This is a genomic window from Paenarthrobacter nitroguajacolicus, from assembly GCF_007786235.1.
GTDB lineage: Bacteria > Actinomycetota > Actinomycetes > Actinomycetales > Micrococcaceae > Arthrobacter > Arthrobacter nitroguajacolicus_A.
The window spans coordinates 37,691-52,774 of record NZ_VNFK01000003.1; the positions used below are offsets into that span (position 1 = coordinate 37,691).

Below are 15,084 nucleotides of genomic sequence, written 5' to 3' on the forward strand. Positions count from 1 at the left end.
GCTTGGAGCGTTGCGCCGTTGGCCTCCTCACCTAACTGGTGGGACGATGTAACGGTGAACGATGCCGAAAACACCCAGAACTCGTCCTCCCAGCCACTGCAAGAGCGCGTCAACAACCGCTCACAGAGGCCCACATCCGATGCCTTCAAGGCATTCATGGCCAGCAATTGGGCGCCCGCCCCGCAGGTGACCCCTGCGCGTGACGCCGTCGCGGACCATGCCGCCCGCCGCCGTCGTACCATTTCCGAACTGTTCAAAGGCGAACGGCTTGTTATCCCGGCGGGTCCGCTGAAGGTCCGCTCCAACGACTGCGACTACCGCTTCCGCCCCCACTCCGGTTTCGCCCACCTCACCGGGTTGGGCCTCGACCATGAGCCCGACGCCGTCCTCATCCTGGAGCCGGTTGCTGCTGGAAAGGGCGACGACGGCGGTCACCACAGCGCGACGCTCTACTTCCGTCCACTCGCCGGCCGCGATACCGAGCAGTTCTACGCAGACTCCCGCGCTGGTGAGTTCTGGATCGGTGCACGCCCCACGCTGGCCGAATTCGAAGCCCGCCTGGGCCTGCCCACCGCACACATCTCCGAGCTCGAAATGGCGATTACCAAGAACGTCGGAGCTCCGGAAATCGGTGGTATCTCCATCCGCCTGGTCCGCAAGGTGGATGAAAACATTGACGCACTGGTGGACACCGCCCGGTACAACACCGCAAAGGACCCGGAAACCCTGGACCTCGGCGAGCTCGACGCCTTGGATGAGAAGCTCAGCGAAGCACTGTCCGAACTGCGCCTCCTCAAGGACGAGTGGGAAATCGAGCAGATGAAGATTGCCGTCGCGGCTACCGTGGAGGGCTTCGCCGACGTCGTTCGTGCCCTTCCCCGCGCTTTGACCCACAAGCGGGGTGAGCGCGTTGTTGAGGGCGCCTTCTTTGCCCGCGCCCGCGAGGAAGGCAACGAGCTCGGCTACGACACCATCGCGGCGTCCGGTAACAACGCCACCGTGCTGCACTGGAACCGCAATTCCGGAACCGTCAATGCGGGCGAACTCCTCCTCCTCGACGCCGGGGTGGAAGCAGATTCCCTCTACACTGCCGACGTCACCCGCACCCTTCCCGCCACTGGTACGTTCACCGATGTCCAGCGCAAGGTCTACGAAGCTGTGCTCGACGCCGCTGATGCCGGTTTCGCCGCTGCCCGGCCGGGTGTGAAGTTCCGCGACATCCATACGGCGGCAACCACGGTCCTGGCCGAACGCCTCGCCGAGTGGGGCCTCCTGCCGGTTTCTGTTGAGGAAGCCATCAGTCCCGAGGGACAGCAGCACCGCCGCTGGATGCCGCACGGCACCAGCCACCACCTGGGCCTTGATGTCCACGACTGCGCCCAGGCAAAGCGGGAGCTGTACTTGGACGGGATCCTCACCGAGGGCATGGTCTTCACCATCGAGCCTGGCCTGTACTTCAAGAATGAAGACCTGGCCATCCCGGAGGAATACCGCGGCATCGGCGTCCGGATCGAAGACGACATCCTCATGACTGCCGACGGCCCAGTGAACCTCAGCGCCGCATTGCCCCGCAAGGCAGAGGACGTCGAGTCCTGGATGGCCGGCATTTACCAGGAAGCGCAAGCCTAGGGCTGGATCGCTGCACGACTCACGCACACAGGGAAGGCCACCGGAGATCCGGTGGCCTTCCCTGTGTGTATTGCCGGAGGCGCTTCTACTGCTTGGGTTGGCCTTCAGGGTCGGACTGCTGGCCGTTGTCCTGGGGCACGTTCTGGCCTTCGGTCACGCGAACGCCGTACTGAGGGCGACCATCGGGCAAGTCCGGGTAGCGGACGGCCGCCGGTGCAGGATTCGGTGCAGGCTGGGTGGTGGGAGCGTTCTGGCTGTCCGGGGCGCCGGCGGCACCTGACTCGGGGCCACGCTGGCCGTACGGGTCATTCCAGGTGGACGGACGTTCAGGCGCCTGACCCGGCTGCTGCAGCGGCGCATTGTGCGGGTTGTAGTTGGTGGCCTGCGGCGTGGCTGCCTGCGAAGGGTTCATGGGTAATTGCTGGAGCAGACGGCGTGCCTCGTGGGCGGCCTCTACCGCGACAATGACGTCATAGTTGGTTGCCACCACCTGGCTGGTTGAGGTGAAGTCACGCTTCCCCCGTTGGGTGGCGTACGTGACGATGCCGAACAGCATGAAGAACGCAGCACCCATCAGCACCGAGGTGATGATGGAGAACGGACCTCCGGCAGGAGTGAAGAAGGAGAGCATGACGCCCACAAAGAGGCCGAACCACATGCCGCTCAAGGCACCGGACAAGGCCACCCTTGGGTAGCTCAGGCGGCCGGTCACCCGCTCCACCATTTTGAGGTCGTTGCCCACGATTGACACCAGCTGAACCGGGAACTGCTGGTCCGCGAGGTAGTCCACCGCCTTCTGGGCATCCAAATACGAGGTGTACGAACCAACAGTGTCGCCTTGGGGGACGCTGCGGGATTCCTCAATGGCTTTGGGAGCACCAAAAATGTTAGACATAGCCCCATTGTGTCCCATTGACATGTGAAGCGGCTGGAATTCAGCTAAAAGAGAGCAGACTCGGTAGCCTGTAAACATGAGCACACATCCCTCACGCGTCTTTGTTGCGCGCTTGCTCGGCTTGGACGTCTTCGACCCCTTGGGCGATCGTCTGGGCCGGCTGCGCGACGTCGTGGTGCTCTCCCGCGGCACGCGTGGGGCGCCCCACGTGGTGGGCATTGTGGTGGAAGTGCCTGGGAAGAAGCGGGTCTTCGTCCCCATGACGCGGATTACGTCCATCGACCAGACCCAAATCATTTGCACCGGTTTGGTCAACCTGCGCCGCTTTGAGCAGCGCGGCGCCGAAACGTTGGTAGTGGCGGAGATGTTCGATCGCCGTGTGACGCTAGCCGACGGCAGCGGTGACGCAACGATCGAGGACATCGCCATGGACCAGCACCGGTCCAAGGACTGGTTTGTCAGCAAGCTGTTCGTGCGCCGCGGACATTCTCTGTCGCCCTTGAGCAGGCTGCGCCGCAACGAAACACTGATCATTGATTGGGCCGACGCCCAGACTGGCGCCCATAACGAGCCGCAGGCGGCCACGCAGTTCGTTGCCACCCACGAGGACCTCAAGCCTGCGGACTTTGCCGAAGCCCTGCAGGAAATGAGCGACAAGCGCCGCTTCGAAGTCGCCAGCGAACTCCAGGACGAGCGCCTTGCAGACGTCCTCCAGGAACTCCCCGAGGACGACCAAGTTGAAATCCTTTCCGCCTTGGACGTGGAGCGCGCCGCTGACGTCCTCGAAGAGATGGATCCCGACGACGCCGCCGACCTCCTCGCCGAGCTTCCCTCCGCGCAGGCCGAAGAGCTGCTCCAGCTCATGGAGCCCCAGGAAGCCGAAGATGTCCGCCGGCTCCTGGAATACGACGAAGACACCGCTGGTGGCCTGATGACCCCCGTCCCGGTCATCCTGCCGCCGGAGGCCACTGTGGCCGAGGCCCTGGCCCACGTCCGCCGCGAGGAGCTCTCTCCGGCACTGGCCTCATCCATCTTCATCGCCCGCCCTCCCTTGGAGACGCCCACGGGCCGTTTCCTGGGCGTGGTGCACATCCAACAGCTTCTGCGCTTCCCTCCGCCGGAACCCTTGGGCAATCTCGTGGACAAAAACCTTGAGCCGTTGTCGGACCAAGCCCACATCAGCGAGGTTGCCCGGACCCTGGCCACGTACAACCTGAATTCACTTCCAGTTGTCGACGACGACGGCCGCCTCGTGGGGGCGGTGACTGTTGATGACGTGCTGGATCACCTGTTGCCGGATGACTGGCGCGCCCACGAGGACGACGCCCCTATAAGGAGACTTGGAGGCCGCATTGGCTGATAACAACGCCACCCGATCCCCCAAGTCCACCGGACGTTCCGGCAGCAGCCTGGACACGCCCCTGAGCGGGCGTCAACGCATCCTGCCCAAGTTCTCGCCGAACCCTGACGCCTTCGGCAACGCAACGGAGGGCTTCGCCCGCTTCATGGGCACGCCTACCTTCCTTGTCTACATGACGGTGTTTTGCGTGTTCTGGCTGGCGTGGAACTCGTTCGCGCCCACCGACTGGCAGTTCGACCGCATGGAGCTTGGCTTCACCCTGTTGACGCTCATGTTGTCCCTGCAGGCCTCCTACGCAGCGCCGCTCCTCCTTCTGGCACAAAACCGGCAGGATGACCGGGACCGCGTCTCGCTCCAGCAGGACCGCCAGCGTGCAGAACGCAACCTCTCCGACACCGAGTACCTCACCCGTGAATTGGCCTCACTGCGCATAGCCCTGCGCGAGGTAGCCACCCGTGACTACGTCCGTGCAGAGCTCCGAAGCCTCCTGGAAGACATTATCGATGCCCAGGAAGAACTCCGTGAGAATGAAGGCTCCCCAGATGGCACGGAGTCGCCAGGCGAGAAGGTCAAGGAGAAGCTGAAGGAGAAGCGCGACAAGTCGCGTGGGCCCCGCACACAGCAGATCCCGAAGGTCCGCCCGCCACGTACCGCGGGTCCACAGCATTCCACCGCCAAGCCAACGCCTGAAAACCCCGAAAGCCGAGCCTGATCGTATGAGCACCGCATCTGCCGAGGCGCTCCACGCTGCCCTGGCAACCGTCATCGATCCTGAGCTTCGCCGCCCCATCACGGAACTCGGAATGGTGGAATCGGTCTCTGCCGACCACACCGGCGCCGTTCACGTGGCCGTCCTGCTGACCATCGCCGGGTGCCCGCTGCGTGAGACCATCACGGAAGACGCCACTGCGGCATTGTCCAAGGTGCCCGGCGTTACCGGCGTGGACGTGGAGCTGAAGGTCATGAGTCCAGCCCAGCGCGAAGCTCTCAAGGAACAGCTCCGCGGCCCGGGTGGACAGCGCGGCATCCCCTTCACCAAGCCGGGATCGTTGACCAAGGTCTACGCCGTAGCCAGCGGAAAGGGCGGGGTGGGCAAATCATCCGTCACCGTTAATCTGGCCTGTGCACTGGCCGCCCAGGGGCTCCGCGTGGGCATCGTGGACGCCGACGTACATGGTTTCTCTGTACCGGCCCTCATGGGCATTACGCAAAAACCCACGCAGGTGGACGACATGATCCTGCCCCCTGTGGCCTACGGCGTGAAGGTCATCTCCATTGGCATGTTCGTTGCCGGCAACCAGCCTGTGGCGTGGCGCGGTCCCATGCTGCACCGGGCCTTGGAACAGTTCCTCACAGATGTCTACTTTGGTGACCTCGATGCCCTCTTCCTGGACTTGCCCCCCGGCACCGGGGACATCGCCATTTCCGTGGCTCAATTGCTCCCCAACGCAGAGATCCTGGTGGTGACCACACCTCAAGCAGCCGCCGCCGACGTCGCTGAGCGTGCAGGAACCATCGCCACCCAGACGGGCCAGAAGGTGGCCGGCGTCATCGAGAACATGTCGTTCCTGAACATGCCCGACGGCGGACGCATGGAACTGTTCGGCAGTGGCGGAGGTGCCATCCTGGCTGAGCGGTTGAGCGCTTCCGTAGGCAGTGACGTTCCGCTTCTGGGGCAGATTCCCTTGGACATCCGGTTGCGGGAAGGCGGCGACTCCGGGAAGCCCGTGGTACTGGCTGCACCCGACACAGCGGCTGCGAAGGCCATGGAGGAGATCGCCTCAGCCCTCGCTGCGCGGCCTCGGGGCTTGTCCGGCCTGCCGCTGGGAATTCAACCCCGCTAGATCCTCCGGTCGGGAAACCCGATCCGGAATCAGGTGGCTTCGGAGTCGAAAGGCGCAGCTTCGCCCTCAGCGAGGCGCTCGATGGTCCGTATAGGGGCCTTTGGCTTGGCGTCCGCGGAAGCGGCGGCGACGGCAGTAGCTGCGACGGCGGGCGCCCCTGCGCTGACCGGCTTGGATTCGTCGTCAAGGAGGGCGTCCTTGATGATGCGCCGAGGATCGTACTGGCGGGGGTCGTACTTCTTCCAGTCGACTTCGTCGATATCGATGCCGACTTCGTCCTTGATCTGCTCGCGGGCACCCGAGGCCATCCGCCGGACTTCCTTGACCAGGTTGGCAAGCTTTTGAGTGTATTCGGGCAAACGGCTGGGACCGATGACGAGTACGCCGATAATCAGAAGGAGTATGAACTCCGGGCCGTTGATTCCAAACACGCTACGAAGATTACCTTGTCTGTGGTGCCGCTCATAAACCGGCGGGACGGAGCAGGGTTTGGAGTCCGCGAAGCAGCCTCGCATACCATGCCTCGGAGGTCTCGTCGGAGGACCCACGCGCCATGGACTCGCCGGCCCTGACGATTTCGGGAACGGCGTCATCCGCGGTGTCGGCAGGGAGGTCGGAGACGTAGCTGATCACGGCATCCGGCATGGCGTAGACGGCCTTCCACGGGGTTCCCTGCGTGACAGAAAGCTGTGCTGACGTCGACTGCCCACGCAGGTCGCGATCCACCGGCAGATGCTCTTCCACGATGGTGGCGTAATGCCCCTTGCTTTCGAGCCTCATCTCCACAGCAGGGTGGCCGTTCCGCACTGTCGCATTGGCAGACACTACCTGGAAGCCCATCCCGAGCAGCTCAGGACAGGCCCACCCTTCGTCCCGCAGAACGTCCAACTGCGCAGCATCCAAGCTGACCGTGCCGCCGGCGGGAACCGCGGGCAGGAGCATTGCCTCGGCGCTGCCGCCCGTCCACAGTCCGGCAAGGGCTCCTGAATGTGAGGTTTCGGCTAGGGCCATCGGCTCGGTATCTCCCGCCACGACGTAGGCGGACGCAGCCAACGCACCTGCGCTGACCGCCAGCGTGCCCGCAGCGACTCCCGCGATCCGGAGACTCCGCCGCAGCCCGCTCGGATACGGCGGATTCCCGAGCGGCTGACCTGGCTCGTTGGCGAGGCGCTCAGTGTGCTGGATCAATCTCGCGGCGAGGTCCTGGCTTGCTTCAGGAACAGCTGCGCCGCGCAGGCGTTCCAAGTACTGCCGTTCCCGGCGAAGTGCGGCGCGGCATTCCGCGCATTCCTGCAGGTGTTCCGGGACTCGTGTGTGGCGCAGCGCAGCCAGTTTGCGCCGGGAAAGGGCTCCCGGACCAAGTGGTCGTCGAGGCATGGACGACCTAAAGCATGCTTGCGATGCGGGGCATCTTCAGGCGCGGCTTGCGGGCCTCCGCCGGACGGGGATCGCGGTGGGCAAGCTTCTCGCGCAGCATGGTCCGGCCGCGGTGGATCCGGGACCTGACGGTCCCCAGCTTCACACCGAGAGCCTCTGCCACTTCGTCATACGAGAGGCCCTCAAGATCGCACAGCACGACGGCGGCGCGGAAGTCGGGCGGCAGTTCTTCCAACGCCCGCTGGACGTCGAGGTCAAGGTTGTTGTGCTCGAAGCTCTGCTCGGGGCCCGGCTCACGGCCAGGCAAGCGGGACTCGGCATCCTCGGCGAGGGCATCGAAACGAATCCGGCTCTTGCGGCGGGCCTGGTCCAGGAAGAGGTTGGTGGTTATGCGGTGCAACCAGCCATCCAACGTTCCTGGTTTGAAGTTCTCCAAGGAACGAAAGACGCGCACAAAGACCTCCTGGGTGAGGTCTTCGGCGTCGAACTTGTTGCCGGTCAGGCGGTAGGCAAGCCGATATACCTTGGCGGAGTGGTTCGCGACCACTTCCTCCCAGCTGGGCATGACCCACTCAGCAACGGCCTCAAGGCCCTCCGATGTTTGGACTGGCGCAGCATGCGATGCCGGCATCGTCCACTCCCCTCAAACTGTGGTTCACCGAGTCTCGGTGCCGTCCACCTCATGGATGACCGGAGCATTATCATCCCAAGGTTGTCTGGGAATTTCCTGACTGGTGGACGTTTTCCCCGCAACGCGAAAAACGTCGATGGACACAGCCCGGAGCGGCTCCCCAACAACAGGGGTACGGGGTTGGACACAGTAGTCTGGTACAAACACCCCTACCCGCGGAAAGCGAAACCTTCATGAGTGCCGACAAGTCAAGCAGCTGGTCCTATGCGGAAGATCTGCCGGCTGAGGATGACGTCTTGTTGCGCGCCCGCGAACGGTCCTTCGAACTTGGCGTAACGCCCATCAGCCCCGGCGTGGGTGCTGTGCTCACGGTCCTCGCTGCCGCGTCCAAAGCGCAGACCGTGGTGGAAGTTGGATCAGGAGCAGGGGTGTCCGGTGTCTGCCTCCTGCGTGGACTCAGCCCCCAGGCCGTCCTGACCACCATCGACGTCGATGTGGAGCACCTCAAGGCCGCAAGGGAAGCGTTCCTGGAGTCAGGCAGCCCGGCCAACCGCACCCGCACCATTTCCGGGAGGGCAGCGGACGTGCTGCCGCGCCTCACTGACTCTGCGTACGACCTCGTGTTCATCGATGCCGATAAGCCCAATTTTCCCAAGTATGTTGAGCAGGCCATCCGCCTTCTTAAGTCCGGCGGCACCTTGGTCATCAACGACGCACTGGACAAGGACCGGGTGGCCAACCCCGCCGCGCGGGACTCCACCACCGTGGTGTTGCGGCAGATTGGCAAGTCAATCCGCGATGACGAGCGGCTGGCCTCGGCCATGCTCCCTACCGGCGACGGGCTCCTGGTAGCTGTCAAGAAGTAGGCACCCTTGGCCTGGGCTGGACCCGGGACAAAACGGTCCTTAAACAAAAGCAGGGCTCCAGCTCACGCTGGGCCCTGCCTTGTAAATCTATTCGGTCACACCTACGAGGCATTCCTTGAGGTTTTCCGCTTCGGCTGCGTTGAGCTCGACCACAAGTCGTCCCCCGCCCTCCAGCGGCACACGCATGATGAGGCTGCGTCCCTCTTTGGTAACTTCCATAGGGCCGTCGCCAGTACGTGGTTTCATAGCCGCCATTAGGAAAATCCCCTCCATTTGTCCCAAGTCACGCCCAACCCGGCCGGGCTGGATCCGCGTCGCAATTGCAGCCGGCGGCACCGTTTGGGAGGCCGCCTTGGCCGGGCACTTTTAGGTGCTTTGTCCTTGCTCGTAGTCCATTATCCCGTACTTACCCGCCCGTAGCGAAATCAACCGCGTATTTGTCCGGGCTTTGTACATATTGCCATTCCCCAACAAAGGTCCACGTCAGGGCGGATAGTCACCGCCGCCGGGCAGGGGTGCCCACGCCCAGAGCCACACAACCCAGACGATTTGGAGGAGGACAAACATCACCACTACCGTGCCCCGGTACGCCTTGGACTTGGACAAGAGGGCCGCACCAAGCGCCAGCGGAAACAGCGGCAGGAGCATCCTGAACGTGCTGGTTTGTGGGTGCAGGAAAACCAGCAAATAGCCCATGTAGCACGCACACCACAGTCGCAGCTCCGTTCCGATGGCCCGGACCGGCTTGGAGATCATGACCAGGACGAACAGGGCCGCAAAGACAAACGGCGCCAGCACCCCCAGAACCGGCCCAAACAGCATTCGGCCGGTGTCGAACCACGGCTTGAACGGCACCAGGTCATGGCCGCGCCACGCCGTCTCCGTACGTGTATAGGCTGCCGGGTCGCCGGTCACTGCCCAGGCGACTGCGGGCCATACCAAGGCTCCGACGCCCGCAGCGACCACCAAGGCTGCCAGGGACAGCAGGCTGCGGGCCGAAGTCGGATCATTGTCACGCCTGGCATCCAACGCCGTCTTCGCGGGCCCGAACCGTTGCCACAAACGCCACAGGAGCAGAAGCCCCACCATGGCCGCGAACGGCACACCCGTAGGCCGGGACAAGCACATCAAGAGAACCACGGGGATTGCGGCCACGTAGTGGCGGCGAACAATGAGCAGCAAGGAGGCGGAGAGGAGCAAGAGGTTCAGCGACTCCGCATAGGGAACCTGGAGAATCGGCGAGACCGGAAAAGTGGAGACGAAGATGACGCCCCACATGGCTGCCTGTTTGCCTGCAAACTCGCGGAAAAGCTTGAAAATCACCAGTGCTGCTCCCAGCCCGGCCACCATCGCGATGGCAGTGAGGGCTTGGAAGGTACCCAACCCGGTCAGGGCGGAAAGAGCCCTTGCCAGGAAAGGGAAGAGTGCGTAGAAGGCCCAGGCGTTTTCCGTGACCACCCCGTTGCCGTCTACCGGCAGGACGGAGGGATACCCCTTCTCCGCGGCCTGCTGATACCAGCGTCCGTCCCAGATAGTGATGAAGTTCCAGTAATCCGGAGCCGGCGGGAACCAGGGGTTGGTTCCTTGATGGATGGCGGCCGCCATGAAGATGCAGGCGCTCACCAGCCGTGCTGCAACGAAAACGATGGATACCTGTAACCACCAAGGCCACCTGGCCATCCTTGCTCCCGTGGCTGCCACCGCACGGGACAACCGCGCCGTGAGGCCCTCCGCATCCCTTACCGGGGCTTCTGCAGTCACTCGGGGTTCCCGCTGGCTTCGCCATCCTCAGGCCGCTGCTGTGCGAGGACACCAAGTCTTTCGATTTCCCGGTCCTTGGCCTGCAGCTGATCTCTGAGCTCGTCCAGAACCTGATCCACCTGGTCCATTCGGTATCCCCTCAACCCCAGGGCAAAGCGCAGGGAATCGACGTCGGACGGCCGCGCCTCGGCCGGCAACAGCACCGGGGGCAGGTTGGGAACGGGGTCGTCCAACCCCGCACCCATCGTGCGGCCCCGGACGATCCCGGCTCCGACATACAGCGCAGCGCCGACCAGGACAATGGCGAGAAACACCAGGAAAAAGCTCACAAGGTCCATCGTGCCAGAAAGGGATACCTATTCCGGGCGTTGGTTTCCGTTAGGAACGGGAGGAAGCGGCGCCCCGTGCAGGACGCGGTGCACGGCGTCGGCGGGGTCATCCACCAATTGGATCAGGTCGAGGTCCTTTTCCGACACCATGCCCTCGGCCACGAGTGTCTCCCTGATCCATTCGATCATCGGGCCCCAGAACCGTACGCCCAACAGCACGATGGGGAAAGATGTCACCTTGCGGGTTTGGACGAGGACCATCGCTTCAAAGAGTTCGTCGAGAGTTCCGAGCCCACCCGGAAGGACAACGAATCCTTGAGCGTATTTGACGAACATGGTCTTCCGGGCGAAGAAGTACCGGAAGTTGATCCCCAGGTCTACCCACTGGTTGAGTCCCTGCTCGAACGGCAGTTCTATGCCAAGGCCTACGGAGACTCCGTTGCCTTCCACGGCACCCTTGTTGGCTGCTTCCATGGAACCCGGCCCTCCGCCGGTGATGACTGCGACGCCGGCCTCCGCCAGCTTCCGCCCTACGTCCACGGCCATTTCGTAGTATTCGGTCCCCGGCTTGGTGCGGGCAGAGCCGAAGACACTGACGGCGGGACCGAGATCAGCCAGGGCACCGAAGCCTTCCACGAACTCACTTTGGATCCGAAGGACGCGCCACGGATCGGTATGGATGAATTGTCCGGCACCGCTCGTATCCAGCAAATGCTGGTCCGACATTCCCGTATCGGCCTGTTTGCGCCGAAGCTCCAGGGAGCCTTTGTGCTTGGCGGGCGCAATCTCCGAAGGCAGGGGCACATGGGTGGTCCTGCCGTGGCCGTTGGCATCCGGGTTGGGAATTGAGTGCTGGCTGATGCTCATTGCCCAAGGCTAGCGCTTATGGACGCCAGCTCCGTCGCAGCGACCCGGTTGTTGCATTGCAGTCTGGTATATCGCTGGAGAGCAGGTTTCTGTTCAGTCACGATCTTGGGGAAGTTGCCGTGACCGTGGTCATATTTGCCTCTTTGTTCGCTAGATTCGTCGTATGACTACTCAAGCGTCCGGCGATGCCCTCGTCTCACTGAATGGCGTCAACAAGCATTACGGTCAATTGCACGTCCTGAAGGACATCAACCTTCAGGTTCGGAAGGGTGAAGTCGTGGTGGTAATCGGACCTTCCGGCTCCGGTAAATCCACGCTGTGCCGCGCGATCAACCGTTTGGAAACGATTGACGACGGCGATATTGCCATTGACGGGAAGAAGCTCCCCGAGGAAGGCAAGGACCTCGCCCACCTGCGGGCCGACGTCGGAATGGTCTTCCAGTCCTTTAACCTGTTCGCCCACAAGACGATTCTTGAGAACGTCACCCTGGGCCCCATCAAGGTGAAGAAAGTGGCCAAGGGCACGGCTGACAAAGAGGCCATGGCACTCCTGGAACGCGTAGGCGTCGGGCACCAGGCACCGAAGCTTCCCGCCCAGCTTTCCGGTGGCCAGCAGCAGCGTGTAGCCATCGCCCGCGCACTGGCCATGAAGCCGAAAGTGATGCTTTTCGACGAGCCCACTTCGGCGTTGGACCCGGAAATGATCAATGAGGTCCTGGACGTCATGATCCAGCTGGCCAAGGAAGGCATGACCATGATCGTGGTCACTCACGAGATGGGCTTCGCCCGCAAGGCTGCCGATCGCGTGGTGTTCATGGCTGATGGCCAGATCGTGGAAGATGCCACCCCCGAGGAATTCTTCACCAACCCCAAGAGCAACCGAGCCAAGGACTTCTTGTCCAAGCTCTTGACCCACTAGCTCCTTACCGCCCGCACCCCGGCCGTAAGGCGGCCATCCAATGAAAGGAACGTCATGAAGTCTCTTATTACCCGGAGGAAGTCACTCCTGGTGGCCGCATCGGCTGCGCTTGCTCTCTCGCTGAGCGCTTGCGGTGGCGGAAGCGGCTCGACGCCTGCCCCTGTTGCCTCGGCAAGTTTCGAGGCCGGCACCACGATGGAGAAGCTGAACAAGGCTCAGAAGATCACCATCGGAACCAAGTTCGACCAGCCGCTCTTCGGCCAGAAGGGCCTGGACGGCAAGCCTGTCGGATTCGACGTCGAGATCGGCAAGGCAATCGCTGCGAACCTGGGCATTCCGGCTGACAAGATCGAATGGGTGGAGACCGTCTCCCAGAACCGCGAATCGTTCATTGAGCAGGGCCGCGTTGACCTCGTCATTGCCACCTACACCATCAATGACGCCCGGAAGGAAAAGGTCTCCTTCGCAGGACCGTACTACGAAGCAGGCCAGGCACTGCTGGTGAACAAGGACGACAACTCCATCACCAAGCCCGAGGACGTTGCCGGCAAGAAGGTTTGCTCCGTCACGGGTTCCACCCCGGCCAAGACCATCGCCGAAAAGTACAACGCCGAGGTAGTCCCTGCGGCCACGTATACCGCTTGCCTGGAGCCGCTGCGCAACAAGCAGGTTGTCGCCGTCACCACGGATAACGTCATCCTCGCCGGTTACGTGGACAAGGAACCGGATGCCTTCAAGCTCGCTTCGGATGAAACCTTCACCAAGGAGCCTTACGGCATCGGCCTGAAGAAGGACGATACCGTCTTCCGCAACTGGATCAACGACCAGCTTGAGGGCTTCGCCAAGGGCGACACCTACAAGAAGGCTTGGGAAGCCACTGCAGGCAAGGTCATCAAGACCACCCCTGAACTTCCTGCGATCAACCGCTACTAGTCAGACCTGTCAACTGCCGCCGCCCAACCGGACGGCGGCAGTTGACGACTCCAGGACCCTGTTCCCTGATTAGCTGCAGCCAAAGGAAGCCATGGACGCCGTCATAGCAAGCCTCCCCGAATACTGGGACGGATTTCTCCGAACCCTCTATCTCTCCGTCATTTCAGGAATCATTGCCCTCATCGTCGGCACACTCCTGGCGGCCATGCGGGTATCCCCCGTGGCTGCACTCCGCGGATTCAGCATGTTCTACGTTGAAGTCGCCCGAAACACCCCGTTGACCATCATCTTCTTCTTCGCAGCCATCGTGCTCCCCCGGCTGGGCGTCAAGTTCGAACAGTTCGAAGTTGCCGCCATCATCGCGTTGAGCAGTTACACGGCGGCCTTCATCGCCGAAGCCGTCCGTTCCGGTGTCAACAGCGTGCCCGTTGGCCAGGCCGAAGCCGCCCGCAGCGTGGGCATGACGTTTACCCAGGTTTTGGGTTTCATCGTTCTTCCCCAAGCCGTCCGTACCGTCATACCCCCGTTGATCAATATCCTGATCGCACTGGTCAAGAACTCTTCCGTGGCCGGCGCATTCTTCGTCCTTGAGCTCTTCGGCTACGGTCGGCAGCTTTCCAACGACTACGGCGATCAAGTTCTCTGGATCCTGCTTGGGGTGGCGTTCTTCTACCTCCTGATCACGGTGCCGCTGGGCCTCCTGGCGCACTTTGTTGAACGAAAGGTGGCGATTGCCCGATGACCTCGGTCCTGTACGACGTCCCCGGGCCCAAGGCCCGCCTCTACTCACTCCTTGGATCCGCGGCCGGAATCCTGATCATCCTCGGTGTCCTGGCCATCGCTGTCACGACGCTGGCCCAGCAGGGCATTTTCGACGCCGACCGCTGGGAGATCTTCTACGGCCCCATGGCGCCGGATGTCTGGAGCTTGATTGGTCAAGGCATCCTCTCCACGCTGGCTGCGGCTGCCGTAGCGGCCGTGATCGCCTTCCCACTCGGCATCGCCCTCTGCCTCCTGCGCATCTCCCTGATTGCGTGGATCCGGGTTCCCACGCAGGTAGTGCTTGAGTTCCTTCGCGGCATGCCCGTGGTCCTCATGATGTTGTTCGTCCTGCTGGTTTTCGCCACAGGGCAGTTCCAAGCCGTGGTGGTTGGCTTGGTGCTTTACAACGCCGCGATCTTCGCCGAGATCCTGCGTGCAGGCATTCAGTCCCTCCCCAAGGGGCAGCGCGAGGCTGGCCTTGCCATCGGCTTGCGCAGCTTCCAATCACGGATGTCCATCGAGTTCCCACAGGCAGTACGCCGCATGCTTCCGTCGTTGGTTGCACAGCTGGTGGTCCTGCTCAAGGACACCTCGCTCGGCTACATCGTGGGCTACGAGGAACTCCTGCGGAAGATCCAGATCATGGCGGACTTCCTGGGTCCGGATTTCCTGTTCCCGGCGTTCTTCGTGGGCGCCGCGATCTACATCCTGATCAACCTCACCGTGTCAAGGATCGCCATCCTGATCGAGCGCCGCGGTTCCAAGAAAGCCGCCGGCGGCGTAGCAGCCCCCAGCCTTCGAACGGGCCTCATGGTGGGTGGAGACGACCCCATCGCAAAGGACTCCGTCGAGGGACCTGACAAGAAGTAACAACCCCGATACAAAGAAGGTCCGCAGCCATCCGGCTGCGG

Annotated in this window: 17 protein-coding genes; 9 read left to right on the forward strand and 8 right to left on the reverse strand. The window is 62.7% G+C overall.

Annotated features, from left to right (window positions below; all coding sequences use genetic code 11):
• Positions 1-54 precede the first annotated feature (54 nt).
• Entirely contained in the window at positions 55-1,629 is a 1,575-nt protein-coding gene (locus FQP90_RS04080; RefSeq protein WP_144648466.1) for an aminopeptidase P family protein, read from the forward strand.
• Between the two features lie 85 nt (positions 1,630-1,714).
• Here FQP90_RS04080 and FQP90_RS04085 read toward each other — a convergent pair whose 3' ends face one another.
• On the reverse strand, positions 1,715-2,524 hold the full coding sequence (locus tag FQP90_RS04085) for a general stress protein (RefSeq protein ID WP_208759938.1): 810 nt from the start codon (positions 2,522-2,524) through the stop codon (positions 1,715-1,717).
• 76 nt (positions 2,525-2,600) lie between these two features.
• Here FQP90_RS04085 and FQP90_RS04090 point away from each other — a divergent pair, with 76 nt between their 5' ends.
• Genes FQP90_RS04090 through FQP90_RS04100 form a run of 3 tightly spaced genes read left to right on the forward strand, consistent with a single transcriptional unit; the run spans position 2,601 to position 5,728 of the window.
• Positions 2,601-3,884: a magnesium transporter MgtE N-terminal domain-containing protein gene (locus FQP90_RS04090; protein WP_144648468.1), complete on the forward strand. Its 1,284-nt coding sequence runs from the start codon at positions 2,601-2,603 to the stop codon at positions 3,882-3,884.
• Positions 3,865-4,596, forward strand: a complete 732-nt coding sequence (locus FQP90_RS04095; protein WP_144648469.1) for a DUF1003 domain-containing protein — start codon at positions 3,865-3,867, stop codon at positions 4,594-4,596. The genes FQP90_RS04090 and FQP90_RS04095 overlap by 20 nt, the downstream gene beginning before the upstream one ends.
• Before the next feature lie 4 nt (positions 4,597-4,600).
• The gene (locus FQP90_RS04100; RefSeq protein WP_144648470.1) at positions 4,601-5,728 is read left to right on the forward strand and encodes an Mrp/NBP35 family ATP-binding protein; all 1,128 of its coding nucleotides are present in this window, start codon (positions 4,601-4,603) and stop codon (positions 5,726-5,728) included.
• Positions 5,729-5,757: 29 nt separating this feature from the next.
• Here the strand turns inward: FQP90_RS04100 and FQP90_RS04105 are convergent, their stop codons facing one another.
• The 3 genes from FQP90_RS04105 to sigE are packed head-to-tail and all read right to left on the reverse strand — an operon-like array spanning position 5,758 to position 7,736.
• Complete coding sequence (locus FQP90_RS04105) at positions 5,758-6,159, reverse strand: Sec-independent protein translocase TatB (RefSeq protein WP_144648471.1); 402 nt, start codon at positions 6,157-6,159, stop codon at positions 5,758-5,760.
• Between the two features lie 31 nt (positions 6,160-6,190).
• The gene (locus FQP90_RS04110) at positions 6,191-7,105 is read right to left on the reverse strand and encodes a hypothetical protein (protein ID WP_244296482.1); all 915 of its coding nucleotides are present in this window, start codon (positions 7,103-7,105) and stop codon (positions 6,191-6,193) included.
• Between the two features lie 7 nt (positions 7,106-7,112).
• Positions 7,113-7,736 carry an RNA polymerase sigma factor SigE gene (gene sigE, locus FQP90_RS04115; protein ID WP_144648472.1) on the reverse strand — a complete coding sequence of 208 codons (624 nt, stop codon included), beginning with the start codon at positions 7,734-7,736 and terminating at the stop codon, positions 7,113-7,115.
• A 233-nt stretch (positions 7,737-7,969) separates the two neighbouring features.
• On the opposite strand from sigE, the gene FQP90_RS04120 reads away from it, so the two are divergent.
• A complete protein-coding gene (locus FQP90_RS04120; protein WP_144648473.1) occupies positions 7,970-8,602 on the forward strand; it encodes an O-methyltransferase in 633 nt (210 codons plus the stop codon).
• Positions 8,603-8,689: 87 nt separating this feature from the next.
• Here FQP90_RS04120 and FQP90_RS04125 read toward each other — a convergent pair whose 3' ends face one another.
• From FQP90_RS04125 to FQP90_RS04140, 4 genes are all read right to left on the reverse strand, one after another.
• A complete protein-coding gene (locus FQP90_RS04125; protein ID WP_064721643.1) occupies positions 8,690-8,857 on the reverse strand; it encodes a DUF3117 domain-containing protein in 168 nt (55 codons plus the stop codon).
• Positions 8,858-9,085: 228 nt separating this feature from the next.
• Complete coding sequence (locus FQP90_RS04130; RefSeq protein WP_144648716.1) at positions 9,086-10,282, reverse strand: hypothetical protein; 1,197 nt, start codon at positions 10,280-10,282, stop codon at positions 9,086-9,088.
• A 77-nt stretch (positions 10,283-10,359) separates the two neighbouring features.
• Positions 10,360-10,701: a DivIVA domain-containing protein gene (locus FQP90_RS04135; RefSeq protein ID WP_144648474.1), complete on the reverse strand. Its 342-nt coding sequence runs from the start codon at positions 10,699-10,701 to the stop codon at positions 10,360-10,362.
• A gap of 18 nt (positions 10,702-10,719) precedes the next feature.
• The gene (locus FQP90_RS04140) at positions 10,720-11,559 is read right to left on the reverse strand and encodes a TIGR00730 family Rossman fold protein (RefSeq protein ID WP_208759939.1); all 840 of its coding nucleotides are present in this window, start codon (positions 11,557-11,559) and stop codon (positions 10,720-10,722) included.
• 163 nt (positions 11,560-11,722) lie between these two features.
• Between FQP90_RS04140 and FQP90_RS04145 the strand changes: the two genes are divergently transcribed.
• From FQP90_RS04145 to FQP90_RS04160, 4 genes are all read left to right on the forward strand, one after another.
• Positions 11,723-12,478: an amino acid ABC transporter ATP-binding protein gene (locus tag FQP90_RS04145; RefSeq protein ID WP_144648475.1), complete on the forward strand. Its 756-nt coding sequence runs from the start codon at positions 11,723-11,725 to the stop codon at positions 12,476-12,478.
• Between the two features lie 54 nt (positions 12,479-12,532).
• Positions 12,533-13,411: a glutamate ABC transporter substrate-binding protein gene (locus FQP90_RS04150; protein WP_144648476.1), complete on the forward strand. Its 879-nt coding sequence runs from the start codon at positions 12,533-12,535 to the stop codon at positions 13,409-13,411.
• 91 nt (positions 13,412-13,502) lie between these two features.
• Positions 13,503-14,153 (forward strand): amino acid ABC transporter permease, encoded by a 651-nt coding sequence (locus tag FQP90_RS04155; RefSeq protein ID WP_090818089.1) that lies wholly within the window; start codon positions 13,503-13,505, stop codon positions 14,151-14,153.
• The gene (locus FQP90_RS04160) at positions 14,150-15,043 is read left to right on the forward strand and encodes an amino acid ABC transporter permease (RefSeq protein WP_144648477.1); all 894 of its coding nucleotides are present in this window, start codon (positions 14,150-14,152) and stop codon (positions 15,041-15,043) included. Before FQP90_RS04155 ends, FQP90_RS04160 begins: the two co-directional genes overlap by 4 nt.
• Positions 15,044-15,084 lie beyond the last annotated feature (41 nt).

Excerpts from the sequence above, each read along its gene's own strand:
- FQP90_RS04130 (WP_144648716.1), bottom strand. The coding sequence starts at position 10,282 with ATGGCCAGGTGGCCTTGGTGGTTACAGGTATCCATCGTTTTCGTTGCA.
- FQP90_RS04120 (WP_144648473.1), top strand. The coding sequence starts at position 7,970 with ATGAGTGCCGACAAGTCAAGCAGCTGGTCCTATGCGGAAGATCTGCCG.
- FQP90_RS04110 (WP_244296482.1), bottom strand. The coding sequence starts at position 7,105 with ATGCCTCGACGACCACTTGGTCCGGGAGCCCTTTCCCGGCGCAAACTG.
- FQP90_RS04140 (WP_208759939.1), bottom strand. The coding sequence starts at position 11,559 with ATGAGCATCAGCCAGCACTCAATTCCCAACCCGGATGCCAACGGCCAC.
- FQP90_RS04145 (WP_144648475.1), top strand. The coding sequence starts at position 11,723 with ATGACTACTCAAGCGTCCGGCGATGCCCTCGTCTCACTGAATGGCGTC.
- FQP90_RS04090 (WP_144648468.1), top strand. The coding sequence starts at position 2,601 with ATGAGCACACATCCCTCACGCGTCTTTGTTGCGCGCTTGCTCGGCTTG.
- sigE (WP_144648472.1), bottom strand. The coding sequence starts at position 7,736 with ATGCCGGCATCGCATGCTGCGCCAGTCCAAACATCGGAGGGCCTTGAG.
- FQP90_RS04100 (WP_144648470.1), top strand. The coding sequence starts at position 4,601 with ATGAGCACCGCATCTGCCGAGGCGCTCCACGCTGCCCTGGCAACCGTC.
- FQP90_RS04160 (WP_144648477.1), top strand. The coding sequence starts at position 14,150 with ATGACCTCGGTCCTGTACGACGTCCCCGGGCCCAAGGCCCGCCTCTAC.
- FQP90_RS04085 (WP_208759938.1), bottom strand. The coding sequence starts at position 2,524 with ATGTCTAACATTTTTGGTGCTCCCAAAGCCATTGAGGAATCCCGCAGC.
- FQP90_RS04155 (WP_090818089.1), top strand. The coding sequence starts at position 13,503 with ATGGACGCCGTCATAGCAAGCCTCCCCGAATACTGGGACGGATTTCTC.
- FQP90_RS04135 (WP_144648474.1), bottom strand. The coding sequence starts at position 10,701 with ATGGACCTTGTGAGCTTTTTCCTGGTGTTTCTCGCCATTGTCCTGGTC.
- FQP90_RS04150 (WP_144648476.1), top strand. The coding sequence starts at position 12,533 with ATGAAGTCTCTTATTACCCGGAGGAAGTCACTCCTGGTGGCCGCATCG.
- FQP90_RS04125 (WP_064721643.1), bottom strand. The coding sequence starts at position 8,857 with ATGGCGGCTATGAAACCACGTACTGGCGACGGCCCTATGGAAGTTACC.